This is a genomic window from Variovorax soli NBRC 106424 (genome assembly GCF_001591385.1).
In the GTDB taxonomy this organism is placed as follows: domain Bacteria; phylum Pseudomonadota; class Gammaproteobacteria; order Burkholderiales; family Burkholderiaceae_C; genus Variovorax; species Variovorax soli.
Window position 1 is genome coordinate 1 of sequence record NZ_BCUU01000081.1, and the last position, 24,492, is coordinate 24,492.

The 24,492-nt window shown below is 66.0% G+C and carries 24 protein-coding genes and 1 tRNA gene; 1 reads left to right on the forward strand and 24 read right to left on the reverse strand.

Features of this window, described 5'->3' with window-relative positions; translation table 11 throughout:
* Positions 1-16 precede the first annotated feature (16 nt).
* The 4 genes from VSO01S_RS19885 to VSO01S_RS19900 are packed head-to-tail and all read right to left on the reverse strand — an operon-like array spanning position 17 to position 4,956.
* Positions 17-1,576, reverse strand: coding sequence for a DHA2 family efflux MFS transporter permease subunit (locus VSO01S_RS19885; protein ID WP_068644542.1), 1,560 nt, complete (start codon positions 1,574-1,576; stop codon positions 17-19).
* A gap of 20 nt (positions 1,577-1,596) precedes the next feature.
* Positions 1,597-2,928: an HlyD family secretion protein gene (locus tag VSO01S_RS19890; RefSeq protein ID WP_068644543.1), complete on the reverse strand. Its 1,332-nt coding sequence runs from the start codon at positions 2,926-2,928 to the stop codon at positions 1,597-1,599.
* Positions 2,925-4,409 carry an efflux transporter outer membrane subunit gene (locus VSO01S_RS19895; protein ID WP_084241990.1) on the reverse strand — a complete coding sequence of 495 codons (1,485 nt, stop codon included), beginning with the start codon at positions 4,407-4,409 and terminating at the stop codon, positions 2,925-2,927. Before VSO01S_RS19895 ends, VSO01S_RS19890 begins: the two co-directional genes overlap by 4 nt.
* A gap of 13 nt (positions 4,410-4,422) precedes the next feature.
* Positions 4,423-4,956, reverse strand: coding sequence for a MarR family winged helix-turn-helix transcriptional regulator (locus VSO01S_RS19900; protein ID WP_068644564.1), 534 nt, complete (start codon positions 4,954-4,956; stop codon positions 4,423-4,425).
* A gap of 78 nt (positions 4,957-5,034) precedes the next feature.
* Here VSO01S_RS19900 and VSO01S_RS19905 point away from each other — a divergent pair, with 78 nt between their 5' ends.
* A complete protein-coding gene (locus VSO01S_RS19905) occupies positions 5,035-6,819 on the forward strand; it encodes an ABC transporter transmembrane domain-containing protein (RefSeq protein ID WP_068644545.1) in 1,785 nt (594 codons plus the stop codon).
* A gap of 16 nt (positions 6,820-6,835) precedes the next feature.
* Here the strand turns inward: VSO01S_RS19905 and VSO01S_RS19910 are convergent, their stop codons facing one another.
* The 20 genes from VSO01S_RS19910 to VSO01S_RS20005 form a co-directional block, all read right to left on the reverse strand.
* Positions 6,836-7,639 carry a DUF2145 domain-containing protein gene (locus tag VSO01S_RS19910; protein ID WP_068644546.1) on the reverse strand — a complete coding sequence of 268 codons (804 nt, stop codon included), beginning with the start codon at positions 7,637-7,639 and terminating at the stop codon, positions 6,836-6,838.
* A 10-nt stretch (positions 7,640-7,649) separates the two neighbouring features.
* Entirely contained in the window at positions 7,650-8,111 is a 462-nt protein-coding gene (locus VSO01S_RS19915) for a hypothetical protein (RefSeq protein ID WP_153305331.1), read from the reverse strand.
* A 201-nt stretch (positions 8,112-8,312) separates the two neighbouring features.
* A complete protein-coding gene (locus VSO01S_RS19920) occupies positions 8,313-8,762 on the reverse strand; it encodes a DUF1178 family protein (RefSeq protein WP_068644547.1) in 450 nt (149 codons plus the stop codon).
* 8 nt (positions 8,763-8,770) lie between these two features.
* A complete protein-coding gene (locus tag VSO01S_RS19925) occupies positions 8,771-9,367 on the reverse strand; it encodes an NUDIX domain-containing protein (protein ID WP_068644548.1) in 597 nt (198 codons plus the stop codon).
* Between the two features lie 4 nt (positions 9,368-9,371).
* A complete protein-coding gene (locus tag VSO01S_RS19930) occupies positions 9,372-9,680 on the reverse strand; it encodes a DUF2818 family protein (RefSeq protein WP_068644549.1) in 309 nt (102 codons plus the stop codon).
* A 13-nt stretch (positions 9,681-9,693) separates the two neighbouring features.
* Complete coding sequence (nuoN, locus tag VSO01S_RS19935) at positions 9,694-11,181, reverse strand: NADH-quinone oxidoreductase subunit NuoN (RefSeq protein WP_068644550.1); 1,488 nt, start codon at positions 11,179-11,181, stop codon at positions 9,694-9,696.
* A 13-nt stretch (positions 11,182-11,194) separates the two neighbouring features.
* Complete coding sequence (locus VSO01S_RS19940; RefSeq protein ID WP_068644551.1) at positions 11,195-12,670, reverse strand: NADH-quinone oxidoreductase subunit M; 1,476 nt, start codon at positions 12,668-12,670, stop codon at positions 11,195-11,197.
* A 24-nt stretch (positions 12,671-12,694) separates the two neighbouring features.
* Entirely contained in the window at positions 12,695-14,728 is a 2,034-nt protein-coding gene (gene nuoL, locus VSO01S_RS19945) for an NADH-quinone oxidoreductase subunit L (RefSeq protein ID WP_068644552.1), read from the reverse strand.
* Positions 14,729-14,749: 21 nt separating this feature from the next.
* Positions 14,750-15,058: an NADH-quinone oxidoreductase subunit NuoK gene (nuoK, locus tag VSO01S_RS19950; RefSeq protein ID WP_068644553.1), complete on the reverse strand. Its 309-nt coding sequence runs from the start codon at positions 15,056-15,058 to the stop codon at positions 14,750-14,752.
* Complete coding sequence (locus VSO01S_RS19955; RefSeq protein WP_068644554.1) at positions 15,055-15,714, reverse strand: NADH-quinone oxidoreductase subunit J; 660 nt, start codon at positions 15,712-15,714, stop codon at positions 15,055-15,057. The genes nuoK and VSO01S_RS19955 overlap by 4 nt, the downstream gene beginning before the upstream one ends.
* Positions 15,715-15,749: 35 nt before the next feature.
* Positions 15,750-16,268 carry an NADH-quinone oxidoreductase subunit NuoI gene (gene nuoI / locus VSO01S_RS19960; RefSeq protein WP_068644555.1) on the reverse strand — a complete coding sequence of 173 codons (519 nt, stop codon included), beginning with the start codon at positions 16,266-16,268 and terminating at the stop codon, positions 15,750-15,752.
* Between the two features lie 12 nt (positions 16,269-16,280).
* Positions 16,281-17,357 carry an NADH-quinone oxidoreductase subunit NuoH gene (gene nuoH, locus VSO01S_RS19965; protein ID WP_068644556.1) on the reverse strand — a complete coding sequence of 359 codons (1,077 nt, stop codon included), beginning with the start codon at positions 17,355-17,357 and terminating at the stop codon, positions 16,281-16,283.
* Positions 17,354-19,498: an NADH-quinone oxidoreductase subunit NuoG gene (gene nuoG, locus VSO01S_RS19970; protein ID WP_068644557.1), complete on the reverse strand. Its 2,145-nt coding sequence runs from the start codon at positions 19,496-19,498 to the stop codon at positions 17,354-17,356. The genes nuoH and nuoG overlap by 4 nt, the downstream gene beginning before the upstream one ends.
* A gap of 23 nt (positions 19,499-19,521) precedes the next feature.
* Entirely contained in the window at positions 19,522-20,862 is a 1,341-nt protein-coding gene (gene nuoF / locus VSO01S_RS19975) for an NADH-quinone oxidoreductase subunit NuoF (RefSeq protein ID WP_068644558.1), read from the reverse strand.
* 2 nt (positions 20,863-20,864) lie between these two features.
* Positions 20,865-21,389, reverse strand: a complete 525-nt coding sequence (locus VSO01S_RS19980) for an NADH-quinone oxidoreductase subunit NuoE family protein (protein WP_068644559.1) — start codon at positions 21,387-21,389, stop codon at positions 20,865-20,867.
* A gap of 11 nt (positions 21,390-21,400) precedes the next feature.
* Positions 21,401-22,654 (reverse strand): NADH-quinone oxidoreductase subunit D, encoded by a 1,254-nt coding sequence (locus tag VSO01S_RS19985; protein WP_068644560.1) that lies wholly within the window; start codon positions 22,652-22,654, stop codon positions 21,401-21,403.
* 16 nt (positions 22,655-22,670) lie between these two features.
* Positions 22,671-23,285 (reverse strand): NADH-quinone oxidoreductase subunit C, encoded by a 615-nt coding sequence (locus VSO01S_RS19990; protein WP_068644561.1) that lies wholly within the window; start codon positions 23,283-23,285, stop codon positions 22,671-22,673.
* 17 nt (positions 23,286-23,302) lie between these two features.
* Complete coding sequence (locus VSO01S_RS19995; protein WP_068644562.1) at positions 23,303-23,782, reverse strand: NuoB/complex I 20 kDa subunit family protein; 480 nt, start codon at positions 23,780-23,782, stop codon at positions 23,303-23,305.
* Positions 23,783-23,797: 15 nt separating this feature from the next.
* Positions 23,798-24,157, reverse strand: coding sequence for an NADH-quinone oxidoreductase subunit A (locus VSO01S_RS20000; RefSeq protein WP_068644563.1), 360 nt, complete (start codon positions 24,155-24,157; stop codon positions 23,798-23,800).
* Positions 24,158-24,213: 56 nt separating this feature from the next.
* Positions 24,214-24,298, reverse strand: a tRNA-Leu gene (locus tag VSO01S_RS20005).
* Positions 24,299-24,492 lie beyond the last annotated feature (194 nt).

The following is a 24,492-nucleotide window of genomic DNA, read 5'->3' on the forward strand; positions in this document are numbered from 1 at the left end:
GTGCGACCGATGGCCGTCAGTGGGCGCCGGCTGCGGCGTCCGAGCCGCCCGCGCCGCGCTGCGGGCGCGATAACCACACCAGAGGTATGAGCATGATGAACAGCACCGCCGACGCATAGAAGATGTCGGAGGTGGCCAGCATGAAGGCCTGCTGATCCACCAGCCGGTTGATCTGCGCGAGCACCTGCTCCGGGCTGAAGCCGCTCGCGCCCAGGCCCGACATCGCGCTGGCGGTGGCGCTGCTGCCGTGGTTCACCGCTTCCACCAGTTGCGCGTGGTGCAAGGTGGCGCGGTTCTCCCACAAGGTGGTGGTGACGGAGGTGCCGATGGCGCCGCCGGTGATGCGCAGGAAGTTCGACAGGCCCGAGGCCGCCGGAATGCGGTCGGGCGTGAGGCCCGACAGCGTGATGGTCACCAGCGGGATGAAGAAGAAGGCCATCGCGATGCCCTGGATCACCGTCGGGATCATGATGGTCATGAAGTCGGCCTGGGTGTTGAAGTTCGAGCGCATCCACAGCACCAGCGCAAACACCAGGAACGAGAAGGTGGCATAGCGGCGCGCGTCCACCCTGCCCACCGTGATGCCCACCGCCGGCGACAGCACGATGGCCAGCAGGCCCACCGGCGCCATGGCCATGCCGGCCTGCGTGGCGGTGTAGCCCATGAACTGCTGCAGCCACAGCGGCAGCAGCACGACGTTGCCAAAGAACAGGCCGTAGGCCACGGCCGTGGCGACCGCGCCGGTCCAGAAGTTGCGCCGCTTGAACAGCGACAGGTCGACCACCGGATGCTTCTCGGTCAGCTCCCACACCAGGAAGAAGGCGAAGCCCACCACCGCCGTCACGGCCAGCAGCACGATCTGCGCCGAGTGGAACCAGTCGAGCTCCTTGCCCTTGTCGAGCATGAGCTGCAGCGAGCCCACCCACAGCACCAGCAGCGCCAGGCCGATGGCGTCGATGGGCACCTTGCGCACCGCGCTTTCACGGTGGCGGTAGATGCCCCAGGTGATGATCGCCGCGACGATGCCCACCGGGATGTTGATGTAGAAGATCCAGGGCCAGGAGATGTTGTCGGTGATCCAGCCACCCAAAAGCGGCCCCATCACCGGCGCCACCAGCGTGGTCATGGACCACAGCGCCATCGCCAGGCCCGCCTTGGCGCGCGGGTAGCTCGACAGCAGCAGCGTCTGCGACATCGGGATCATCGGCCCGGCCACGAAGCCCTGCAGCGCGCGGAAGGCGATCAGCATCTCCATGTTGGGCGCCAGGCCGCACAGCCAGGAGCTGATCACGAACAGCAGGATGCTGGCCATGAACAGGCGCACCTGCCCGAAGCGCTGCGTCAGGAAGCCGGTCAGCGGCACCGCGATGGCGTTGGCCACCGCGAAGCTGGTGATGACCCAGGTGCCCTGCGTCGCGCTCACGCCCAGGTCGCCGGCAATGGCCGGCAGCGACACGTTCGCGATCGACGAGTCGAGCACGTTCATGAAGGTCGCGGCGGACAGTGCCACCGTGCCCCAGAGGCGTGCCGCACCTTCAAGCGGCGGCAGCGGGATTTGCGCCTGTTGAGACGACATTCAGGAAAACGCCCGGAAGATCAGGAAGGATTGACGTGCGAGACCGGCGTGTGATGGCCGTTGCGCGCGGCAGCCGGCGCGCCCTGCCTGGCCTGCGCGCCATCGGCAGCGCCGCGGCCCAGGTTGGCCGCGATGATGCGTTGCACCTCGGCGTTGGCGCCCTGGTCGAGCTCGGCATAGACATGCGTCTGCGCCAGCGCGGCAGCGCGCGGCGCGTCGGCCAGCATCTTGCCGTCCTGGTTCGACACGTCGACCACGGCGTCCATCGACAGGCCCACGCGCAGCGGGTTGGTCTTGAGCTGGTCCGCGTCCAGCGCGATGCGTACCGGCACGCGCTGCACCACCTTGATCCAGTTGCCGGTGGCGTTCTGCGCCGGCAGCAAGGCGAAGGCGGCGCCGGTGCCCACGCCCAGGCCCTCCACCTTGCCGGTGTACTCGACCTTGGTGCCGTAGACGTCGGCCGTGAGCTTCACCGGCTGGCCCAGGCGGATCTTGCGCAGCTGCACTTCCTTGAAGTTGGCATCGACCCACACCTGCTTGAGCGGCACCACCGACATCATCGGCGTGCCGGCGGCCACGCGCTGGCCCAGCTGCACGGTGCGCTTGGCCACGTAGCCGTCCACCGGCGCGGGAATGTCCACGCGCTGGGTGGCCAGGTAGGCCTCGCGGACCTTGGCGGCGGCGGCCAGCACGCTCGGGTGCTGATCGACGGTGGTGCCTTCGGTGAGCGACTGGTTGCTGGCCAGCTGTTCGCGCGCGGCGTTCACGCCAGCCTGCGCGGCCGAGAGTGCGCTCTTGGCATTCGACAACGCCGTCTCGGCGTGGCTGAGTTCTTCCTTCGACACGGCGCCGTTGCCCGACAGGGCCTTGCGGCGCTGAAGGTCGTCCTCGGCGCGGGCGATGTCCGCCTTGGCCTTGACGATGTCGGACTCGCGCAGCGTGACCTGCGCGGCCAGCGAGCCGTTGTTGACATACAGCGTGCGCACCTGGCGCACCGACTGCGCCAGCGCGGCCTCGGCCTGCTCCAGCGCAACGCGGGCATCGGCCGGGTCGAGCTTGACCAGCGACTGGCCCGCCTTCACGTAGTCGGTGTCATCGGCGCCGATGGACATCACGGTGCCGGCGATCTGCGGCGTGATCTGGATCACGTTGCCCTGCACGTAGGCGTTGTCGGTCGACTCGTAGTGGCTGGCCACGAGCCATTCGTAGGCACCCCAGCCAGCGCCAGCCAGCACGACCACGGTGGCCAGTGCGGTCAGGGCCTTGCGGCGCTTGTCGTTGCCGCCCGCCGGGGCAGCGCTGGGGGAAACTTGGGAGGCGCCGCCGGGCGCCGGGGTGTTTTGCTCGCTCATGGTGTTGTGCTTCTTTCCTTGCCCGAAAGCGCCGCCGTCTGGTCGGGCGCCTGATAGCCGCCGCCCAAGGCATGGGCGAGGCCGACTTGGGTTTCGAGTGCGCGTGATGCCAGGTCCACCGCGTCGCGGCGCTGCAGCAGCACGTTGTTTTCTGCGGTGAGCACGTTCAGGTACGTGCCCAGGCCGGCGCGGTAGCGCTGCACCGCGATGTCGTAGGCGCCTTCGGCCGCCTCTTGCCCGGCCCGCTGCTGCACCTGCTGGCGCGCCACCGACTGGATCGAACTCACCTGGTCCGACACGTCGCGCACGGCGTCGAGCACCGTTGCGTTGTAGCTCTCGATGGCGGCATCCAGATCGGCGTTCTTGCCCTTGAGGTTGGCGCGCAGCTGGCCGCCCTGGAAGATCGGCAGGCGCACCGCCGGGCCGAAGCTCCACAGGCGGCTGCCGGGCTTGAGCAGTTCATCCAGGCCCAGGCTCTGGTAGCCGACCGAGGCGACCAGGTCGATGTTGGGATAGAACAGGCTCTTGGCATGTGCCACGTCCTGCGTGGCCGCTTCGACGCGCCAGCGCGCGGCGACCACGTCGGGCCGCTGGCCCAGCAGGTCGGCCGGAATGTGCGCAGGCAGCGCCACCGTCTTGAAGTTTTCCAGTGCGGGCGCCTTGAGCTTGTCGGTGGTGCCGGGCTGCCCCACCAGCGCATCGAGCGCATGCTTGTTCAGCGCGATCTGCTCGGTGAGCAGCTCCATGCGCTGGCGTGCCTCCGGAATGCCGGATTCGCTCTGGCGCAACTCGAGTCGCGTATCCAGGCCGGCGGAGACACGGTCGTGCACCAGCTTGAGGGTTTCCTCGCGCTGGGCCAGCGTGCGCTGCGCCACGGCCTGCAGCCCTTCGAGGCGCGCCCACTGGATGTAGGCGCTGGCCACGCGGGTGGTCAGGAGGATGCGCGCCGCTTCGGCGTCGGCGACCGTGGCATTGGCGCTGCCGACGGCGGCTTCGACGGCGCTCTTGTTCTTGCCGAAGAAGTCCAGCTCCCAGCTGCCGCTGAGCTGCAGCACGCCGGTATTGACGGTGGAGCCGCCCAGCGGCGGCGGATAGATGAAGTTCTCGCTGAAGCGCTGGCGCGTGAGGTCCAGGCCGGCGCCCACCTGCGGCAGGTCGGCCGACCGCGCCACCGCCACCGTCGACAGTGCCTTGGCCACGCGGGCACGGGCCACGCCGAGGTTGGGGCTGCCCTTGAGCGCCTGGTCGATCAGGGCGTTGAGTTGCGGGTCGCCGAAGGCGAGCCACCAGTCGGTGTCGATGCCGTTGTGGTCGATGTCGGCGATGCGCACCGCCTGCTCGCCAGACTGCTGGGTGCCGAGGCCGAGCGATTGCGCGTCGCGCATCTTCGCGTCGCCGGTCTTGATGCCGGACATGTCCGCGCATCCGGCCAGCACGGCCAATGCGAGCGATGCGGCCAGGGCCACTGCGCCACGCGCCATGCGCGGGCGTTCATCAGGGCGTGCCGGGGTTGTCATTCTTCGTTTCTCCACGGGCAGAGATGAGTTGTGCGTTGTCGAGGATGCGGCGCAGGAAGCTCTTGAGCTGCTCCCATTCCTCTTGCGTGAAGCCCGACAGGTATTCGTTCTGCACGGCCGCCAGGTGCTGCGGCACGTCCCGGGCAGCGATGCGCCCTTCATCGGTGAGTTCGATGTTGACCACGCGGCGGTCGGACTGCGAACGCACGCGGCGCACCAGGCCCTTGGCCTCGAGGCGGTCCAGCAGTCGCGTCATGGCGCCGGTGTCGAGCTGGCATTCGCGCGCGAGCTCGGCCACCGTGGTGGCGGTGCCCATGCGCAGCTTGGCCAGCGGGATCCATTGCGGAAAGGTGGGGCTGCCGGGCTCGCACAGGCGCCCTTCCATCGACTGGCTGATCGACGCCAGGATGCGCTTCATCATGAAGCCGACGCTTTCGTCCGTGTGGTAGGTCTCCGCACGATAGAAATCGGCCGGCTTGATCGAAGGCTTGGGGTTTTTCCCATCAGGCATGGGCAAATATTAATTGCCCAAGCAATTATTGTCAAGGCTTCCTTTGTACAGACAAGCGTTCGATAGAATCGAGGGGCAATGGCTTCCGACGACTCCCGCTCGCCGGCCAAGGGCGCGCCCCGCTCCCTGTCCGGCCTGGCGCCTTTTCTGCGCCCCTATCGCCTTCAAATCCTCCTGGCCGGGGTCTTCCTGGTGCTGGCCGCGGTCACGACCCTGCTCTTTCCCATCGCCCTGCGCAAGCTGATCGACGGCGGGCTGGTCGCCAGCGACCCAGGCGAGCAGGCCATGGGCCTGCGCGACCATTTCCTGGCCCTGTTCGGCGTGGCCGTTGCTCTCGGGCTGTTCTCGGCCGCGCGCTTCTTCACCGTGAGCTGGCTGGGCGAGCGCGTCACGGCCGACCTTCGCAACGCCGTCTACGCGCACGTGCTGCGACAGAGCCCGGCCTTCTTCGAAACCACGCAGACGGGCGAAGTGCTGTCGCGCATCACCGGCGATACGACGCTCGTGCAAACGGTGGTTGGCTCATCGCTGAGCATGGGCCTGCGCAACGCGGTGATGGGCATCGGCGCGCTGGCGATGCTGGTCTGGACCAATCCCTACGTGATGACGCAGGTGCTGCTGATCCTCGTGCTGATCGTGCTGCCCAGCATGTGGTTCGGCCGCCGGGTGCGCCGCCTTTCGCGCGCCAGCCAGGACCGCGTGGCCGATGCGAGCGCCATCGCCGCCGAGGTGCTCAACGCCATCCCGGTCGTGCAGAGCTACACCGCCGAGGAGCGCGAAGCGCAGCGCTTCCACGCCTCCACCGACAACGCCTTCCGCACCGCCGTGCGCCGCACCAAGGCGCGCTCGGTGCTGGTGGCCTTCATCATCATCGCCACCTCGGCCTCGCTCCTGTGGGGGCTGTACGAAGGCACGCAGGCGGTGCTGCGCGGCGACATCAGCGCGGGGCACCTGGGCCAGACAGTGGTGTACGTGATCATCCTGGCCAGCGCGGCCGCTGTGCTGGGCGAGGTGTACGGCGACCTGCTGCGTGCGGCCGGCGCCACCGAGCGGCTGATGGAGCTGCTCAATGCGCAATCGGACATCCGCGCACCCCAGGCGCCGCAACGGCTGCCGCAGGCCAAGGACGGCAGCTCGCTGCGCTTCGAGGCCGTGCGCTTTCACTATCCGTCGCGGCCCGACACGCCCGCGCTGCGCGACTTCAGCCTGGACGTCAGGCCCGGGGAAACGGTGGCGCTGGTGGGCTCCAGCGGCGCAGGCAAGAGCACCGTGCTGCAACTTCTGCTGCGCTACTACGACCCGCAGCAGGGCCGCATCCTGGTCGACGGCGTGCCGATCGACCAGCTGGCTCTCGATGAACTGCGCGGACACATCGGCCTGGTGCCGCAGGATGCGGTGATCTTCTCGGCCAGCGCGCTGGAGAACATCCGCTACGGCAGCCCCGGCGCCAGCGAGGAGGCCGTGCGCGAAGCCGCCCGCGCTGCCTTTGCCGACGACTTCATCAGCGCCCTGCCCGAGGGCTACGACACCTTCCTGGGCGAGCGCGGGGTACGCCTGTCCGGCGGCCAGCGCCAGCGCATCGCCATTGCCCGCGCCATCCTGAAGAACGCCCCGCTGCTGCTGCTGGACGAGGCCACCAGTGCGCTGGATGCGCAGAGCGAGCGCATGGTGCAGGCGGCATTGGACAGTGCCATGGAAAACCGCACCACGCTGGTCATTGCGCACCGCCTGGCGACGGTGCAAAAGGCCGACCGGATCGTCGTGCTCGACCATGGCGGCATCGTCGAGCAAGGCACCCACGCCACGCTGGTGGCGCAAGGCGGCGTGTACGCGCGGCTGGCGGCGCTGCAGTTCACCGCGTAGGCCGAGCCTCAGCCCCTTACAGCTTCAGCGAAACGGGCTTCGCCGCCATCCCGCTGCGGCTGAGCCAGGCGAAGACCGAATCGACGGTCACGGTCTCGATGCGATCCGAAAAGCGCTTCTCGTTGGGGTGGTCGTCGAAGGCGACGTTGGCAGCCGTGATGCGGCCACCCAGGCGCGTCAGCGGCCCCAGCGTGATCGTGCTGGGCTCGTAGCCCTTGAACTGCAGCCATGCCTGCGCCCGGCCGCGCTCGCTCACGCCCGACGGCTCCATGGCCAGCGCCAGGGTCTCGATGACCCACTGGTTGGACTGCTGGTACTTTTGGCCCCACGCATACGACACCACGCTGTAGGCCGGCTCGTTCAGCCGCAGCAGCTGGGCACGCGGGCCCTTCAACACGCCCAGCAGCCGGGCCTGGGCTTCGGGCGTGGGCACGGCGTAGGCCGCCTCGTAGCGCCACAGGTCGTCGAGGAAGAATTCGCCCAGGCCCTGGCTGTAGATGCTGGCGCGTGCGGTGCCGCACTGGTTGAGCTTGTGCACGACGCGCCACGCACCCGCCTCGTCCCTGTAGGCCATGCCCAGGTGCGAATAGCGCAGCCCGTACTTCTGCAGATCCTGCCCGGCGCGTGCCAGGATCACCACCTGGGCACCGCTGCCGTCGAGCGCCTGCGCCGTGCGTTGCGCCAGCTGCATGCCCAGGCCGAAGTCCTGCGCGGTCAGTGCCTTCGATTCGCAGGACCGTCCTGCCGCTGCCGGCGCATGGTGCAAAGCGAGCACCAGCGCAAGGCAGCCCGAGGCGAACAGGGGTGACAGTCGAGACATGCGCATCGCCTCAACCCGGCAGCTTGGCACTGTGCAGAAGCGCCCGCCCCGCTTCGTTGGGAATGAAGGCCAGCACCTCGCCCGTGGCCACCAGCATCACGCCGGTGGCGATGACGACCACGCTCACCGCCGTGTCGACCTGCCGGATCGAGTAGCGGCCGGCGCCGAGCGACACCCGCACGCTCGCCTGCGCACCGTCGGACACCCGCTCCATCACATAGACCACCGCGTCTGCAGATGCCTGCACGCTCTTGATGACCAGCTGGCTGCCTGCCACCGACAGCGCCGCCGGTACGGCGACGGCCGCGCTGGCAGCGGTGCCGACCGCGGCGGCGCTGAGCACGACCGAGGCCACCGGCAATGCCGAGACGGCGAGCGACGCATCGCTTTGCGCCTGCGCCGCGACCGGCGCGAGGACGGCACCGCAACTCAGGGCCAAGGCCAGGATGCTGTTCGAGAGGGCTTTCTTCATGGCGGCTTTCCTTTGCAAGATTCGGAGGAGAAATGCGCCTGAGATATGCACGCACACATGCGCTGCTCAAGGCGAAGCGATGGTGCTTCGGCGAACAGCAGGAAGTGGCGGAATTGAATGCCGGTAGCCCGAACAGGGCCGGCCGGTAGCCGGATTCGATACCGGCGCGCGGGCCTTGCGCCCGCGGCTGCGCTGCAATTGCTACTGCAGCGTTTCCTTCAAGGCGGCGGGCAAGGCAACCTGCATCACGGCAATGCCCTCTTCCGCGAGCGCCGCGCTTTCTTCGCGCGTTGCCTGGCCGCGGATGCCGCGCTCCTTGACTTCGCCGTAGTGGATCTTGCGTGCCTCGTCGGCGAAGCGGTCGCCGACGTCTTCGGTGCTGGCCATGAGCTCGCGCACCGCACGCAGCCAGCGGCCATGTTGCTGCGCAGCGTCGTGCCGGTCCTGCTGCTGCGCCTGCTCCGGCGCAGGCGCCTCCTTGCCGGCGCCAAGATTCAGGCGCGGCGCGCTCAGCATCTTGGTGACCTCCTTGCCGCCGCACATCGGACACTCCACGAGGCCGCCGGCCAGCTGCGTCTCGAACGCTTCGTTCGACGCAAACCAGCCTTCGAATCCGTGGCCGTGCGAGCACTGGAGGTTGAGGACCTTCATGCGGCGGATTATCTCGTTTGCGCAACGCCAGGCATAGGCTGCCAGTCGAGTGACCATTCGCCCGACACGACGTTGCGCAGCCAGAGCGCGCACGCCAGCGTCTTGGCGTCGGTGACCGTTCCGTCGCCGCACAAGCGCAGCAGCTCGTCGGTGCCGGCGCTGATCACGTCGACGAATTCGCCGTGGTCCAGCTGCCGCTCGCCCAGCGTCAGGCCGCGCGCGAAATAGATGTGGATGATTTCCGTGGAATAGCCGATGGCCAGGTGCATGGCACCGGCACGCGCCCATTCGCGGGCGCTGTAGCCGGTTTCCTCCAGCAGTTCGCGCTGGCCGCAAACAAGTGGATCTTCGCCCGCATCCAGCTTGCCGGCCGGAAACTCGACCATGACCAAGCCCACCGGATAGCGGAACTGCCGCTCGAGCACCACGCGCCCATCGTCCAGCATGGGAACCACCACCACGGCGCCAGGATGCACCACGTATTCGCGCGTGGCGGTATGGCCGTCCGGCAAGCGGACGGTGTCGCGACGCGCCTCGAGGAAGTTGCCCTTGAACAGCACCGTGCCGTCGATGCGCTCTTCTCTCAGGTGTTCGTCGTCCTTCATGGCATCAGCTCCGGTGGTGTTTGATCAGATAGCGCCAGGTGAAGCCCGGAAAGGCCAGCACCAGGAACAGCGAGGCCGAGACGGCATAGAACTCCCAGCCTTGCGGCGCGATCTGCCCGACGCGGCGCTCGAACAGCAGGCCCAGAGCGCCCACCAGGAAGTACAGCACAACCAGCTCGGCCAGGCGCACCGCAAGGAGCTTGCGGCCCGAGCGCAGCTGGATGAAGCCGAACAGGCGCTCGTTCAGAAAAGGCAGGTTGGCCGCCACCAGGGCGGCCACGAGCACCAGCCAGACCGACGCGCTCTGCGACACGCGCGCGCCAGCCTCAGCTGGCGAGGGTCGCCACGATGGCCTTGGCGCACAGCGCCATCAGGCCGCCGGGCACGATACCCAGGATCAGGATCAGCGCACCGTTGACCGAAAGAACGGCCCGCACGTCGCGCGGCGCCGAGACGGTGCTGGCGGTGACCGGCTCGTCGAAGTACATGACCTTCACGATGCGCAGGTAGTAGAAGGCACCGACCAGCGACGCCATCACGGCGAACACGGCCAGGCCGATGTACAGCGCCTGCCCCGACGCGATCAGCGCTTGCAGCACCACCAGCTTGGCATAGAAGCCCACCAGCGGCGGCAGGCCGGCCAGCGAGAACATGGCGATGGCCATGATGCCGGCGTACAGCGGGCTGCGCTGGTTCAGGCCGGCGAGATCGGTGATCTCTTCGCTCTCGAAGCCTTCGCGCGCCAGCAGCAGGATGATGCCGAAGCTCGCCAGCGTGGTCAGCACGTAGGTGATGACGTAGAACATGGCGGCGCTGTAGGCGTACTGCGCGTTGTAGGTGTTGTCGTTGACCACGCCAGCCACCAGGCCCAGCAGCATGAAGCCCATCTGCGAGATGGTCGAGTAGGCCAGCATGCGCTTGAGGTTGGTCTGCGCGATGGCGGCCAGGTTGCCGATGAGCAGCGACCCCACCGCCAGCACGATGAGCATCTGCTGCCAGTCGAAAGCCAGCGGCAGCAGGCCTTCCACCAGCAGGCGGATGATGATGGCGAAGGCAGCCAGTTCGGGTGCGGCGCCAATCAGCAGCGTGATGGCCGTCGGTGCACCCTGGTAGACGTCGGGCACCCACATGTGGAAGGGCGCCGCACCCACCTTGAAGGCCAGGCCGGCCACGATGAACACCAGGCCGAACACCAGCACCTGGTGCTTCACGCCGCCGCTGCCGATGATCTTGAAGACCTCGTTGACGTCCAGGGAGCCGGTGGCGCCGTAGATCATCGACAGGCCGTACAGCAGGAAGCCGCTGGCCAGCGCGCCCAGCACGAAGTACTTCATGGCCGCCTCGCTGGCCACCGCGTTGTCGCGGCGCAGCGCCACCAGGGCATAGCTGGAGAGCGTGAGCAGTTCGAGGCCCAGGTAGATCAGCAGGAAGTTGCTGCCGGAGATCATCACGAACATGCCCAAGAGGGACAGCATGCTCAGGGTGAACATTTCGCCACCACGGAGCATGTCGCGCTCGGCCGCGTAGGGGCGGCCGTAGACCAGCGTGACCATCAGCGCGATGGTGGCAAAGCACTTGAGCCAGTTGCCCATGGGGTCGCTCACCACCATGCCGCCGAAGCCGTAGACGGTCTGGCCGGCCGCGGCGCTGGCGCCGGTGAGATAGGCCACCACGGCCAGCGACAGCAGCGTCAGCACATAGGTGCGGGTGCGGCGCGGGTCGTTCGACGACAGGTCGACCAGCGCGATGATGCAGGCCATCACCAGGAGGACGATCTCCGGGTAGATGGAAATCCAGCTGAGTTTGTCAATCATCTCGTTCTCTTGATCAGGGCAGCTTGGAGATCGCCACGTGGCGCAGCAGCTCGGTCACCGAAGCGTCCATCACATCGGTGAAGGGCTTCGGATCGATGCCCATCCACAGGACGGGAATCGCCAGCAGTGCCAGCATCAGGAATTCGCGGCCATTGATGTCCGCCAGTTCCTTCACATGGTCATTGGCCGGCTCCCCGAGGTAGACGCGCTTGTACATCCACAGGGTGTAGGCCGCGCCGAAGATCAGCGCGGTGGCTGCGCCCAGGCCGATCCAGAAGTTGGCCTTGACGGCGCCCAGGATCACCATCCACTCGCCCACGAACCCGGCGGTGGCCGGCAGGCCGCAGTTGGCCATGGCGAACAGCAGCGCGAAGGCGGCGAACTTGGGCATGGTGTTGACCACGCCGCCGTAGTCGGCGATCTGGCGCGAATGCACGCGGTCGTACAGCACGCCGATGCAAAGGAACATGGCGCCCGAGACGAAGCCGTGGGCAATCATCTGCACGATGCCACCGGACACGCCCAGTTCGTTGAAGATGAAGAAGCCCAGCGTGACGAAGCCCATGTGCGCGACCGAGGAGTAGGCCACCAGCTTCTTCATGTCCTTCTGCACCAGTGCCACCAGGCCCACGTAGATCACGGCGATGAGCGACAGCGCGATCATGAACCAGGCCCACTCGTGCGCCGCGTCGGGCGCGATCGGCATCGAGAAGCGCAGGAAACCGTAGGCACCCAGCTTCAGCATGATGGCTGCCAGCACGGCGGAGCCGCCGGTGGGCGCCTCCACGTGCACGTCGGGCAGCCAGGTGTGCACCGGCCACATCGGCACCTTCACCGCGAAGGCGGCGAACAGCGCGAAGAAGATCAGCGTCTGCACATGGCCGTTCAGCTTGAGCTGGTGCCAGGTCAGGATGTCGAAGCTGCCGCCCGACGCGTTGTACAGGTAGACCAGCGCCACCAGCAGCAGCAGCGAGCCCAGCAGCGTGTACAGGAAGAACTTGAACGCGGCGTAGATCTTGTTCGGGCCTCCCCAGATGCCGATGATGAGGTACATCGGAATCAGCGTGGCTTCGAAGAAGACGTAGAACAGCACGCCGTCGAGCGCGGCGAACACGCCGATCATCAGGCCCGACAGGATCAGGAACGCACCCATGTACTGGTTGACGCGCTCGGTGATCACTTCCCAGGCGGAGATGACGACCACCACCGTGATGAAGGCCGTCAGCAGCACGAACCACAGCGACAGGCCATCCACGCCCACGTGGTAGTTGATGTTGAAGCGCTCGATCCAGGGCGCCTTCTCGGCGAACTGCATCGCCGCGGTGCCCAGTTGGAAGTCCGTGTAGAGCGGAATGGTGACCACGAAGCTCAGGATCGCGCCGATGAGGGCGATCCAGCGCACGAGGCGCGCCTGGTCGTCACGACCGAAGGCCAGCAGGACGGCGCCGAACGCGATCGGCAGCCAGATGGCAAGACTCAGCAAACCCATTTTAGTTTTTCTCCTGCCCGCCGCTTATCGCTTGAACCACACGAAGTAGGACATCAACACGAACACGCCGAGCAGCATGGCAAATGCGTAGTGATAGATGTAGCCCGACTGCACCCAGCGCACCGCGCCGGAGATGCGGCCGATGACCTTCCACGAGCCGTTGACGATGGCGCCGTCGATCAGGCCCTGGTCGCCGCCCTTCCACAGGCCGGTGCCCAGAGCGCGCGTGGCACGGGCGATGACGTTCTCGTTGAACCAGTCCATGTAGTACTTGTTCTCGAGCAGGCGGTAGATCGGGCCGCAGGCACGCTTGATGGCGGCCGGCACGGCCGGATTGACCAGGTACATGTACCAGGACAGCACCACGCCGGCCAGCGCCAGCCAGAAGGGCAAGGCGGTGAAGCCGTGCAGGGCCATGGCCATCGGGCCGTGGAAGGCTTCTTCCATTTCCTTCATGGCGTGGTGGCGCGCAGCGTCCACGAAGATCGAATCCTTGAAGAACTCGCCGTACAGCATGGCGTCGATGGCCAGGTAGCCGATCACCACCGAGGGGATGGCCAGCAGCACCAGCGGCAGCCACACCACCCAGGGCGACTCGTGCGGCGTCGAATGGTCGTCGTGGTGGCCGTGGTCGGGCTCGTCATGCGCATCGTGGTGATGCGCATCGGGGTTCTGGTCGTAGCGTTCCTTGCCGTGGAAGACCAGGAAGTACATGCGGAACGAGTAGAAGGCGGTGACGAACACGCCGGCGATCACCGCGAAGTAGGCGAAGTTCGCCCCCCACAGGTGGCTCTCGTGCACCGCCTCGATGATGCTGTCCTTCGAGTAGAAGCCCGAGAACCAGGGCGTGCCGATCAGGGCCAGCGAGCCCACCAGGGAGGTGATCCAGGTGATGGGCATGTACTTGCGCACGCCGCCCATCCAGCGGATGTCCTGGTTGTGGTGCATGCCGATGATGACCGAGCCGGCCCCCAGGAACAGCAGCGCCTTGAAGAAGGCATGCGTCATCAGGTGGAACACCGCCACCGAGTAGGCCGAGGCGCCCAGCGCCACCGTCATGTAGCCCAGCTGCGAGAGCGTGGAGTAGGCCACCACGCGCTTGATGTCGTTCTGGATGATGCCCAGGAAGCCCATGAACAGGGCCGTGATCGCGCCGATGACCAGCACGAAGGACAGCGCCGTGTCCGACAGCTCATACAGCGGCGACATGCGCGCCACCATGAAGATGCCGGCCGTCACCATGGTGGCGGCGTGGATCAGCGCGGAAATGGGGGTTGGGCCTTCCATCGAGTCGGGCAGCCACACATGCAGCGGGAACTGCGCGCTCTTGCCCATGGCGCCGATGAAGAGGCAAATGCAGATCACGGTGATCAGCATCCACTCGGTGCCCGGGAAGCCGATCTGCGCCAGCTCGCCGGCCTTGCCGAAGACTTCGCCGTAGTTGAGCGTGTTGGCGTAGGCCGCCACCAGTCCGATGCCCAGGATGAAGCCGAAGTCGCCCACGCGGTTGACCAGGAAGGCCTTCATGTTGGCGAAGATGGCGGTCGGCTTGTTGTACCAGAAGCCGATCAGCAGGTAGGACACCAGGCCCACCGCTTCCCAGCCGAAGAACAGCTGCAGCATGTTGTTGCTCATCACGAGCATCAGCATGGAGAAGGTGAACAGCGAGATGTAGGCGAAGAAGCGGTTGTAGCCCTCGTCTTCCTCCATGTAGCCGATGGTGTAGATGTGCACCATGAGCGAGACGAAGGTGACGACGCACATCATCATGGCCGTGAGGCCATCGATGAGGAAGCCGACTTCCATCTTCAGGCCGCCGACCACCATCCATTCGTAGATGGTGCCCTCGAAGCGGGCGCCGTCCAGCGCCACGCTCTTGAGCGTCATCGCCGAGATGATGAAGGCGATGAACACGCCCAGGATGGTGATCGAGTGCGAAGCCTTGCGGCCCAGCAGGTTGCCGCCGAACTTGGTACCGAAGATGCCGGCAATGATGGAGCCGGCCAGGGGCGCCAGCGGTACCGCCAGCAGCGTGGATGCGGAAAGGGATGCGCTCATTTCTTTTTGTCCTTCAGCCCATCAGCCCTTGAGCGCGTTCAGCTCGTCGACGTTGATGTTCGACTTGTTGCGGAACAGCAGCACCAGCAGCGCCAGCCCGATGGCCGACTCGGCCGCGGCCACCGTCAGGATGAAGAACACGAAGATCTGACCGTGCATGTCGCCCAGGTAATAGGAGAAGGCGACGAAGTTCATGTTGACGGCCAGCAGCATCAGCTCGATGGCCATCAGCAGGATGATCAGGTTCTTGCGGTTGAGGAAGATGCCGATCACCGACAGCGCGAACAGGATCGCGCCCAGCGAGAGGAAGTGTCCGAGCGACAGTGTCATGCCTTGGCTCCCGTTTGTGCGTCTGCAGGCGTTTGCGCGGCCACTGGCTCGGCAGCACGGGTGGCCGGCATCGTGACGATGCGCACGCGGTCGCGCGCCTTCACGCGCACGGCGTCGGCCGGATCGATGGACTTGCTGTCCTTGCGCTTGCGCAGCGTGAGCGCAATGGCGGCGATGATGGCCACCAGCAGGATCACCGCGGCGATCTGCACCGGGTACAGGTATTCGCTATAGAGCAGCTTGCCCAGCTCCAGCGTGTTGGACGTGCCCGGCGCCGCGGCCAGTGCCGCGCCGCGCGGCGCGCCTTCCATGCGGAAACCGCCCATGAGCACGGCCGCCATTTCGAGCGCGATGAGCGCACCGATGCCCGCGGCGAGCGGGAAGTGCTTCCAGAAGCCCTGCCGGATGCTGTCGACGTCGATGTCCAGCATCATCACGACGAACAGGAACAGCACCATCACGGCGCCGACATAGACCAGCACCAGCGCAATGGCCAGGAACTCGGCACGCAGCAGCAGCCAGATGGCCGCGGCCTGGAAGAAAGTCAGCACCAGATAGAGGGCCGAGTAGACGGGGTTGCGCGCGGTGATGACGCGGAATGCCGCAAACAGCAGCACCACGGCAAAGAGGTAGAACAGACCGGTCTTGACGTCCATGGGTCGAAATCGTTTTTGTGATCGGACCAGTCCGCTCAGCGGTACTTGGCATCGGCCGCCTTGTTGGCGGCGATTTCTTTTTCGTAGCGGTCGCCCACGGCGAGCAGCATGTCCTTGGTGAAGTACAGGTCGCCCCGCTTCTCACCGTGGTATTCGAAGATGTGCGTCTCGACGATCGAGTCGACCGGGCAGCTTTCTTCGCAGAAGCCGCAGAAGATGCATTTGGTCAGGTCGATGTCGTAGCGCGTGGTGCGGCGCGAGCCGTCGTCACGCACGTCGGACTCGATGGTGATGGCCAGTGCCGGGCACACCGCTTCGCACAGCTTGCAGGCAATGCAGCGCTCTTCGCCGTTGTCGTAGCGGCGCAGGGCGTGCAGGCCACGGAAGCGCGGCGACAGCGGCGTCTTTTCTTCGGGGAACTGCACCGTGATCTTGCGCGAGAAGGCGTACTTGCCGGTGACGGCAAGGCCCTTGAAGAGTTCCACCAGCATGAAGCTGGACAGGAAGTCCTTCAGCGAGAACGGCGCGGGGGCGAGCGTGGAGTTCGCAGACATGGCGATTTCCAGTTATTTCCAGATGTTGAAAGGCGTCTGCATCCAGGCGCCGACCACCACCAGCCACACCAGGGTGACGGGGATGAAGATCTTCCAGCCCAGACGCATGATCTGGTCGTAGCGGAAGCGCGGGAAGGTCGAGCGCACCCACAGGAACATGGTGACCACGCAGAAGGTCTTGGCGCCCAGCCAGATCCAGCCCGGAATGAAGGACAGGAACTCAAAGGGGGGCAGCCAGCCGCCCAGGAACAGGATCACGCACAGGATCGAGACCAGCCACATGTTGGCGTACTCGGCCAGGAAGAACATGGCGAAGCTCATGCCCGAGTACTCGATCATGTGACCGGCGACGATTTCCGATTCGCCTTCCACCACGTCGAAGGGGTGGCGGTTCGTCTCGGCCAGGCCGGAGATGAAGTAGACGACGAAGATCGGCAGCAGCGACAGCCAGTTCCAGGACAGGAAGCCCACGCCCATGGAAGCGAAGTGGCCCTTGCCCTGCCCGGCGACGATGTCGCTCATGTTCAGGCTGGCCGAGACCATGAGCACCACGACGAAGCAGAAGCCCATCGCGATTTCATAGCTCACCATCTGCGCCGAGGCGCGCAGCGCGCCCAGGAAGGCGTACTTCGAGTTCGACGCCCAGCCGGCGATGATCACGCCGTACACCTCGAGCGAGGTGATGGCCATCACGAACAGCAGGCCGGCATTGATGTTGGCCAGCGCCACGTCGGGACCGAAGGGAATGACGGCCCATGCAGCCAGCGCCGGCATGATGGTCATGATCGGGCCGAGGAAGAACAGGCCTTTGTTGGCCACCGTCGGCGCGATGATTTCCTTGGTGAGGAGCTTCAGCGCGTCGGCAATGGGCTGCAGCAGGCCCAGCGGGCCGATGCGGTTGGGTCCCAGGCGGATCTGCGTGAAACCGATCGCCTTGCGCTCCCAGAGCGTGAGGTAGGCCACTGCCAGCAGCAGCGGCACCAGCACCACCACGATCTTGAGCAGGTTCCAGATGACCGGCCAGATGATGCCCGTCCACCAGCCGGCGGAACCGAGGCCGAGGCCGAAGCCGTAGATCGCGTCGATCATGCCAGGGCCTCCTCGCGGCTGGCGACCTCAGGCGCGCGGCGCGCGTCTGCGGTGAGTTGGAGCGACGGCGCGCGGCGCACGATGGAATCGAGCTGGTAGATGCTCGCCACCACCGGCTCGCCTTGCGCGGCCTGTGCAGCGTTGGCCACGGCCTCGTTGCTCAGCTTGTCGGCCGGCACGTTGCCGGACACGCCGGCAGCCGCCAGCACGTCCGCGGTGGATTCGTACGTGAAGCCTTGCAGGCCCAGCAGGTTGGCCAGCACGCGCAGCACCTTCCATGCCGGACGGGCTTCGCCCAGCGGCTTGACCACGGCGTGGAAGCTCTGCACCCGGCCTTCGGCATTGACGAAGGTGCCCGGCGTTTCGGTAAACGGGGCGATCGGCAGCAGCACGTCGCTGAATTCGAGGTTGGCCTTGAAGGGGCTCAGGGTCACGACCATCTCGGCCTGGCCCAGCGCCTGCGCAGCGGCGGCGCCCGCGGCCGAATCGAACACCGGCTCGTTGTTGAGCAGCAGCACGGCCTTCAGGCCGCCGGCCAGCATCTGGGCAGCGTTGGCGCCGCCCTTTTGCGGCTGCGCGCCCACCCATTGCGCGCCCACGGTGTTGGCGGCTTCGGTGAGGTAGCCCACGGTGGCGCCGGTCTGGGCGCCGATCCAGTTGGCCAGTGAAAGCAGCTGCTCGGCCTGCGCATGGTGCGCGGCGGCATTGCCCAGCAGGATGGCCTTGCGCTCGCCGCCTGCGAGCGAGGCAGCGATGGCCTTGGCGGTGTCGTCAGCCTGCGCGCCGTTCACGGGCGCGGCAACGCCCTTGTCCTGCGCGATGGCCGCAGCCACGCCAGCCAGCAGCGAAACCCACTGGTCGGCCTGCGCCACGGCGGCGTTGGCCACCGGAATGGCCCAGGCGTCGGCGTCGGCGAACAGGGCTTGCGAGGTGATGGCGTTCAGCGCCCCACCCTTGCGCACCGCCTGGCGGATGCGCTGGGCGAACAGCGGATGGTCCTTGCGCAGGTTGGAGCCCACGACCAGCACGCGCTGCAGCGTCGACAGCGAGGCGATCGACGTGCCCAGCCAGCGCACGCCCGGCGTGGCGTCGAACGCGGCGCGGCGCAGGCGGTGGTCGATGTTGTCGCTGCCCAGGGCGCGCGTGAGTTGCGCGGCCAGGAACAGCTCTTCCAGCGTGCTGTGCGGGCTGGCCAGCGTGCCGATCTTGTCGGCGCCGTGGTCGGCCTTGATCTGCTTGAGGCCGTTGGCCACGTACTCGAGGGCCGTCTGCCAGTCGACCTGCTGCCACTGGCCGCCCTGCTTGAGCATGGGCTGGGTCAGGCGCTCGGGGCCGTTCAGCGCCTCGTACGAGAAGCGGTCGCGGTCGGCGATCCAGCACTCGTTGACCTCTTCGTTCTCGAAGGGCACGACGCGCATCACCTTGCCGGACTTGACCTGGACGATCAGGTTGGCGCCGGTGGAATCATGCGGGCTGACCGACTTGCGGCGCGACAGCTCCCAGGTGCGGGCGCTGTAGCGGAAGGGCTTGCTGGTGAGCGCGCCCACCGGGCAGATGTCGATCATGTTGCCCGACAGCTCGGAGTCCACCGATTCGCCCACGAAGGTCTCGATTTCGGAGTGCTCGCCGCGGTTGGACATGCCCAGCTCCATCACGCCGGCCACTTCCTGGCCGAAGCGCACGCAGCGGGTGCAGTGGATGCAGCGGCTCATCTCTTCCATGCTGATGAGCGGGCCCACGTCCTTGTGGAAGACCACGCGCTTTTCCTCGTCGTAGCGCGAGGCGGAGCCGCCGTAGCCCACGGCCAGGTCCTGCAGCTGGCATTCGCCGCCCTGATCGCAGATGGGGCAATCGAGCGGGTGATTGATGAGCAGGAACTCCATCACCGACTGCTGGGCCTTGATCGCCTTGTCGCTCTTGGTGCGCACGATCATGCCCTGCGTCACCGGCGTGGCGCAGGCCGGCATGGCCTTGGGCGCCTTCTCGATGTCGACCAGGCACATGCGGCAGTTGGCCGCGATGGACAGCTTCTTGTGATAGCAGAAATGCGGAATGTAGGTGCCCGCCTTGTCGGCCGCATGCATGACCATGCTGCCTTCGGCGATTTCAACCTTCTTGCCGTCGAGTTCGATTTCAACCATATGTTCTTCGCCGTTCTCGGGCGTCAGGCCTGGGCCGGCGCCTTGGGGACGTAGCCGGGGATCTTTGCCTCGAACTCGTGCCGGAAGTGTTTGATCATGGCGCGCACCGGCATGGCCGCCGCGTCGCCCAGGGCGCAGATGGTGCGGCCCATGATGTCGCTCGCCACCGAGTCCAGCAGCGCCATGTCGGAGGCCTTGCCCTCGCCGCGGTCGATGCGGTCGACCAGGCGCCACAGCCAGCCCGTGCCTTCGCGGCAGGGCGTGCACTGGCCGCAGGACTCGTGCATGTAGAAGTACGACAGGCGCTTGAGCGCCTCCACCATGGAACGGCTGTCGTCCATGACGATGACGGCGCCCGAGCCCAGCATGGAGCCGGCCTTGGCGATGGAGTCGTAGTCCATCGTGCACGCCATCATGATGTCGGCCGGCAGCACCGGCGCGGACGAACCACCCGGAATCACCGCCTTGAGCTGGCGGCCCTTGCGCACGCCGCCAGCCAGCTCGAGCAGCTTGGAGAACGGCGTGCCCATGGGCACTTCGTAGTTGCCGGGCAGCTCGACGTCGCCGCTCACCGAGTAGATCTTGGTGCCGCCGTTGTTCGGCTTGCCGCACTCGAGGTAGGCCTGGCCACCGTTGTTGATGATCCAGGGCACCGCCGCGAAGGTCTCGGTGTTGTTGATGGTGGTGGGCTTGCCGTACAGGCCGAAGCTGGCCGGGAACGGCGGCTTGAAGCGCGGCTGGCCCTTCTTGCCTTCCAGCGATTCGAGCAGCGCGGTTTCCTCGCCGCAGATGTAGGCGCCGAAGCCGTGCGCCGCATGCAGCTGAAAGTTGTAGCCGCTGCCCATGATCTTGTCGCCGAGGTAGCCGGCGGCGCGGGCTTCTTCCAGCGCTTCTTCAAAGCGCTCGTAGACCTGGAAGATCTCGCCGTGGATGTAGTTGTAGCCGACGCTGATGCCCATGGCATACGCCGCGATCGCCATGCCTTCGATGACGATGTGCGGGTTGTACATAAGGATGTCGCGGTCCTTGCAGGTGCCCGGCTCGCCCTCGTCGGAGTTGCACACCAGGTACTTCTGGCCCGGGAACTGGCGGGGCATGAAGCTCCACTTGAGGCCGGTGGGAAAGCCCGCGCCGCCGCGGCCGCGCAGGCCCGAACCCTTCACTTCCGCGATCACCTGGTCGGGCGTGAGTCCTTCGGTGAGGATCTTGCGCAGGGCCTTGTAGCCGCCGCGCGCCTCGTAGTCCTTCAGGCGCCAGTTCGTGCCGTCCAGGCCCGCATAGATCTGCGGCTCGATGTGGCGGTTGTGGAAGCAGGTCTGGACGCCGGTGGCCTGGAACTGGGCCAGAACTTGAGCTGCATTCATGCTCATGCCTTCCCTTCCGCGCTGGCGCGCAGGCCGTCGACCAGCTGGTCGAGCTTGTCGTCGCTCATGAAGCTGCACATGGTGCGGTCGTTGACCAGCATCACCGGCGAATCGGCGCAGGCGCCCAGGCATTCGCTCTGCTGCAGGGTGAACAGGCCGTCGGCCGTGGTCTCGCCCATGTGGATGCCCAGCTTCTTCTCGAGGTGGTGCAGCGCATGCTGGCCGTCGCGCAGCTGGCACGGCAGGTTGGTGCAGACGTTGAGCTTGAACTTGCCCACCGGCCGCTGGTTGTACATGTTGTAGAAGGTCGTGACCTCGTGCACGGCGATGGGCGCCATGCCCAGGTAGGCGGCGATCTCGCGCTCGCGCTGCAGGCTCACGGAGCCCTCTTCCTGCTGCACGATGGCGAGGCACGCCATCACGGCCGACTGCTTGCCGGCTTCGGGGTACTTGGCCACTTCGCGGGCAAAGCGCTCCAGCGTCGCGGCGGACAAGGGCGCGCAAGCACCTTGGTTGTCGGTAGTCATCTTGTGATCACTCATCGATCGATCTCGCCGAACACGATGTCCATCGTGCCGATCACGGCCACGGCGTCGGCGATCATGTGGCCGGTGGCCATTTCGTCCAGGGCGGCCAGGTGGGGGAAGCCGGGCGCGCGGATCTTCAGGCGGTACGGCTTGTTGGCGCCGTCGCTCATCAGGTAGATGCCGAACTCGCCCTTGGGATGCTCGACACCCGCGTAGGCCTCGCCCTCGGGGACGTGGAAGCCTTCGGTGAAGAGCTTGAAGTGGTGGATCAGCTCTTCCATGTTCGACTTCATCGACTCACGCGAAGGCGCCGCCACCTTGTGGTTGTCGGTGATGACCGGGCCGGGGTTGGCGCGCAGCCAGGCCGAGCATTGCTGGATGATGCGGTTGGCCTGGCGCATTTCTTCCACGCGCACCAGGTAGCGGTCGTAGCAGTCGCCGGTCTTGCCCACCGGAATGTCGAATTCCATGCGGTCGTACACGTCGTAGGGCTGCTTCTTGCGCAGGTCCCATTCGACGCCGGAGCCGCGCAGCATCGGGCCGGTGAAGCCCAGGTTGAGCGCACGCTCGGGCGAGACCACGCCAATGCCCACGGTGCGCTGCTTCCAGATGCGGTTGTCGGTGAGCAGCGTCTCGTACTCGTCGACAAAACCGGGGAAGCGCTTGCAGAAAGCGTCGATGAAATCCAGCAGCGAGCCCTGGCGGTCTTCGTTGAGCTTCTCGATCGCCTTGGCGTTCTTGATCTTGCTGACCTTGTACTGCGGCATGGCGTCCGGCAGGTCGCGGTACACGCCGCCCGGGCGGAAGTAGGCCGCGTGCATGCGCGCACCCGACACCGCTTCATACATGTCGAACAGGTCCTCGCGCTCGCGGAAGCAGTAGATGAGCATGTTCATCGCACCGCAATCCAGGCCGTGCGCGCCCAGCCACAGCAGGTGGTTCAAGAGGCGCGTGATTTCCGCGAACATGACGCGGATGTACTGGGCACGCAGCGGAACCTGAAGGCCGAGCATCTTCTCGATGGCCAGGCAGTACGCATGCTCGTTGCTCATCATCGACACGTAGTCGAGACGGTCCATGTAGGGCAGCGACTGGATGAAGGTGCGCGTCTCGGCCAGCTTCTCAGTGGCACGGTGCAGCAGGCCGATGTGCGGGTCGGCGCGCTGGATGACTTCGCCGTCGAGCTCCAGCACCAGGCGCAGCACGCCGTGCGCTGCGGGGTGCTGGGGACCGAAGTTGAGTGTGTAGTTCTTGATTTCAGCCATGGGGTCGCAGCTCGGGTCAGTGGCGCAGGCCGCCGCCGTAGTTGTCTTCGCGGATCACGCGCGGGGTGATTTCGCGCGGCTCGATCGTCACCGGCTGGTAGATGACGCGCTTTTGCTCGGGGTCGTAGCGCATTTCCACATGGCCCGAGACCGGGAAGTCCTTGCGGAACGGATGGCCGATGAAGCCGTAGTCGGTCAGGATGCGGCGCAGGTCGTCATGGCCTTCGAACACGATGCCGTACAGGTCGAAGGCTTCGCGCTCGAACCACTCGGCGGCATTCCAGACGGAGGTGACCGAGTCGACCACCGGCAGGTCTTCGTTGGGCGCAAACACCTTCAGGCGCACGCGCTGGTTGAGGCTGACCGACAGCAGGTGACTGACGACGCAGAAGCGCTCGCCTTCCCATTCGCCGTCGCGATAGTCCTGGTAGTCGACGCCGCACAGGTCGATGAGCTGCTCGAAGCGGCAGCCCGGCGCATCGCGCAGGATCTGCGCAGCCTCGAGGTAGTCGGCAGCACCCACCACCACGTTGACTTCACCCAGGGCGACGGTCACGCTCTTTGCCTTGGCGCCGAGCGCCTCGGTGATGGTGGCCTGCAGGGCTTCGGGAGAAATGGCGATATCGGTCATCGTCTTGTCTTCAGTCCTCAGGCGCGCGCAATGGTGTTGGTGCGGCGGATCTTCTGCTGCAGCTGGATGATTCCGTACAGCAGAGCTTCCGCGGTGGGCGGGCAGCCGGGAACGTAGACATCGACGGGCACGATGCGATCGCAGCCGCGCACGACCGAATAGCTGTAGTGGTAGTAGCCGCCGCCGTTGGCGCACGAGCCCATCGACAGCACCCAGCGCGGCTCGGGCATCTGGTCGTAGACCTTGCGCAGCGCCGGCGCCATCTTGTTGCACAGCGTGCCGGCCACGATCATCAGGTCGGACTGGCGGGGGCTGGGGCGGAACAGCATGCCGAAGCGGTCGATGTCGTAGCGGGCGGCGCCCGCATGCATCATCTCGACGGCGCAGCATGCGAGGCCGAATGTCATCGGCCACAGGGAGCCGGTCTTGGCCCAGTTCACCACCGTGTCGTAGGTGGTGGTGACAAAGCCTTCTTTCAGGACGCCTTCAATGGCCATGGTTCGCTTTCCTCGTCATTCCCAGTCGAGCGCGCCTTTTTTCCACTCGTAGGCAAAACCCACGACGAGGATGGCCAGGAAGATCATCATGGCCCAGAAACCGGCAGCACCGACCTCCTTGAGCGCAATGGCCCAAGGAAAGAGAAATGCGATTTCGAGGTCGAACAGGATGAAGAGGATGGCCACCAGGTAGTAGCGCACATCGAACTTCATTCGAGCATCTTCAAAGGCCTCGAAGCCGCACTCGTAGGGAGAGTTTTTCTTCTCGTCCGGGCGATTGGGGCCCAGGAAGAAGCCGATGACCTGTGGCGCGACACCTACACCGACACCGACCAGGATGAACAAGAGGACGGGGAGATAGGTTTCGAGGCTCATCGGGGATTTCTTTACCGCTTGCCACCGGCAGGAAATGGCTCCCTGCCGGTGAGATTTGGTGCCGTCGGCGAGACTCGAACTCGCACAGCTTTCGCCACTACCCCCTCAAGATAGCGTGTCTACCAATTTCACCACGACGGCGGTTTATGCGTGCCCGGATGGCATGAGGACCCAGATGAGGGGTTTGGCTTTCCGGACAGCTTTAGAGTTTACCCTGAAATGCGGCCGTTTCCGATAACGACTGCATACAAGTGACTGGATTTACTTGCTGGGAATCTGCGCGGCGCCGCCCGAAGCGGGCGCCGGCGCGGGCGCGGCAGGTGCCGGAGTGCCGG

What these genes read in the sequence shown, in the direction of transcription:
- VSO01S_RS19940 (WP_068644551.1), bottom strand. Translation starts at nt 12,670, where the DNA reads ATGGGTTTGCTGAGTCTTGCCATCTGGCTGCCGATCGCGTTCGGCGCC.
- VSO01S_RS19995 (WP_068644562.1), bottom strand. Translation starts at nt 23,782, where the DNA reads ATGGCCATTGAAGGCGTCCTGAAAGAAGGCTTTGTCACCACCACCTAC.
- VSO01S_RS19980 (WP_068644559.1), bottom strand. Translation starts at nt 21,389, where the DNA reads ATGACTACCGACAACCAAGGTGCTTGCGCGCCCTTGTCCGCCGCGACG.
- VSO01S_RS19990 (WP_068644561.1), bottom strand. Translation starts at nt 23,285, where the DNA reads ATGACCGATATCGCCATTTCTCCCGAAGCCCTGCAGGCCACCATCACC.
- VSO01S_RS19910 (WP_068644546.1), bottom strand. Translation starts at nt 7,639, where the DNA reads ATGTCTCGACTGTCACCCCTGTTCGCCTCGGGCTGCCTTGCGCTGGTG.
- nuoF (WP_068644558.1), bottom strand. Translation starts at nt 20,862, where the DNA reads ATGAATGCAGCTCAAGTTCTGGCCCAGTTCCAGGCCACCGGCGTCCAG.
- VSO01S_RS19925 (WP_068644548.1), bottom strand. Translation starts at nt 9,367, where the DNA reads ATGAAGGACGACGAACACCTGAGAGAAGAGCGCATCGACGGCACGGTG.
- nuoK (WP_068644553.1), bottom strand. Translation starts at nt 15,058, where the DNA reads ATGACACTGTCGCTCGGACACTTCCTCTCGCTGGGCGCGATCCTGTTC.
- VSO01S_RS19895 (WP_084241990.1), bottom strand. Translation starts at nt 4,409, where the DNA reads ATGGCGCGTGGCGCAGTGGCCCTGGCCGCATCGCTCGCATTGGCCGTG.
- nuoN (WP_068644550.1), bottom strand. Translation starts at nt 11,181, where the DNA reads ATGATTGACAAACTCAGCTGGATTTCCATCTACCCGGAGATCGTCCTC.
- VSO01S_RS19920 (WP_068644547.1), bottom strand. Translation starts at nt 8,762, where the DNA reads ATGAAGGTCCTCAACCTCCAGTGCTCGCACGGCCACGGATTCGAAGGC.
- VSO01S_RS19885 (WP_068644542.1), bottom strand. Translation starts at nt 1,576, where the DNA reads ATGTCGTCTCAACAGGCGCAAATCCCGCTGCCGCCGCTTGAAGGTGCG.
- nuoG (WP_068644557.1), bottom strand. Translation starts at nt 19,498, where the DNA reads ATGGTTGAAATCGAACTCGACGGCAAGAAGGTTGAAATCGCCGAAGGC.
- nuoI (WP_068644555.1), bottom strand. Translation starts at nt 16,268, where the DNA reads ATGTCTGCGAACTCCACGCTCGCCCCCGCGCCGTTCTCGCTGAAGGAC.
- VSO01S_RS19915 (WP_153305331.1), bottom strand. Translation starts at nt 8,111, where the DNA reads ATGAAGAAAGCCCTCTCGAACAGCATCCTGGCCTTGGCCCTGAGTTGC.
- nuoH (WP_068644556.1), bottom strand. Translation starts at nt 17,357, where the DNA reads ATGATCGACGCGATCTACGGCTTCGGCCTCGGCCTCGGTTCCGCCGGC.
- VSO01S_RS19985 (WP_068644560.1), bottom strand. Translation starts at nt 22,654, where the DNA reads ATGGCTGAAATCAAGAACTACACACTCAACTTCGGTCCCCAGCACCCC.
- VSO01S_RS19890 (WP_068644543.1), bottom strand. Translation starts at nt 2,928, where the DNA reads ATGAGCGAGCAAAACACCCCGGCGCCCGGCGGCGCCTCCCAAGTTTCC.
- VSO01S_RS19900 (WP_068644564.1), bottom strand. Translation starts at nt 4,956, where the DNA reads ATGCCTGATGGGAAAAACCCCAAGCCTTCGATCAAGCCGGCCGATTTC.
- VSO01S_RS19905 (WP_068644545.1), top strand. Translation starts at nt 5,035, where the DNA reads ATGGCTTCCGACGACTCCCGCTCGCCGGCCAAGGGCGCGCCCCGCTCC.
- VSO01S_RS20000 (WP_068644563.1), bottom strand. Translation starts at nt 24,157, where the DNA reads ATGAGCCTCGAAACCTATCTCCCCGTCCTCTTGTTCATCCTGGTCGGT.
- VSO01S_RS19955 (WP_068644554.1), bottom strand. Translation starts at nt 15,714, where the DNA reads ATGGACGTCAAGACCGGTCTGTTCTACCTCTTTGCCGTGGTGCTGCTG.
- nuoL (WP_068644552.1), bottom strand. Translation starts at nt 14,728, where the DNA reads ATGAGCGCATCCCTTTCCGCATCCACGCTGCTGGCGGTACCGCTGGCG.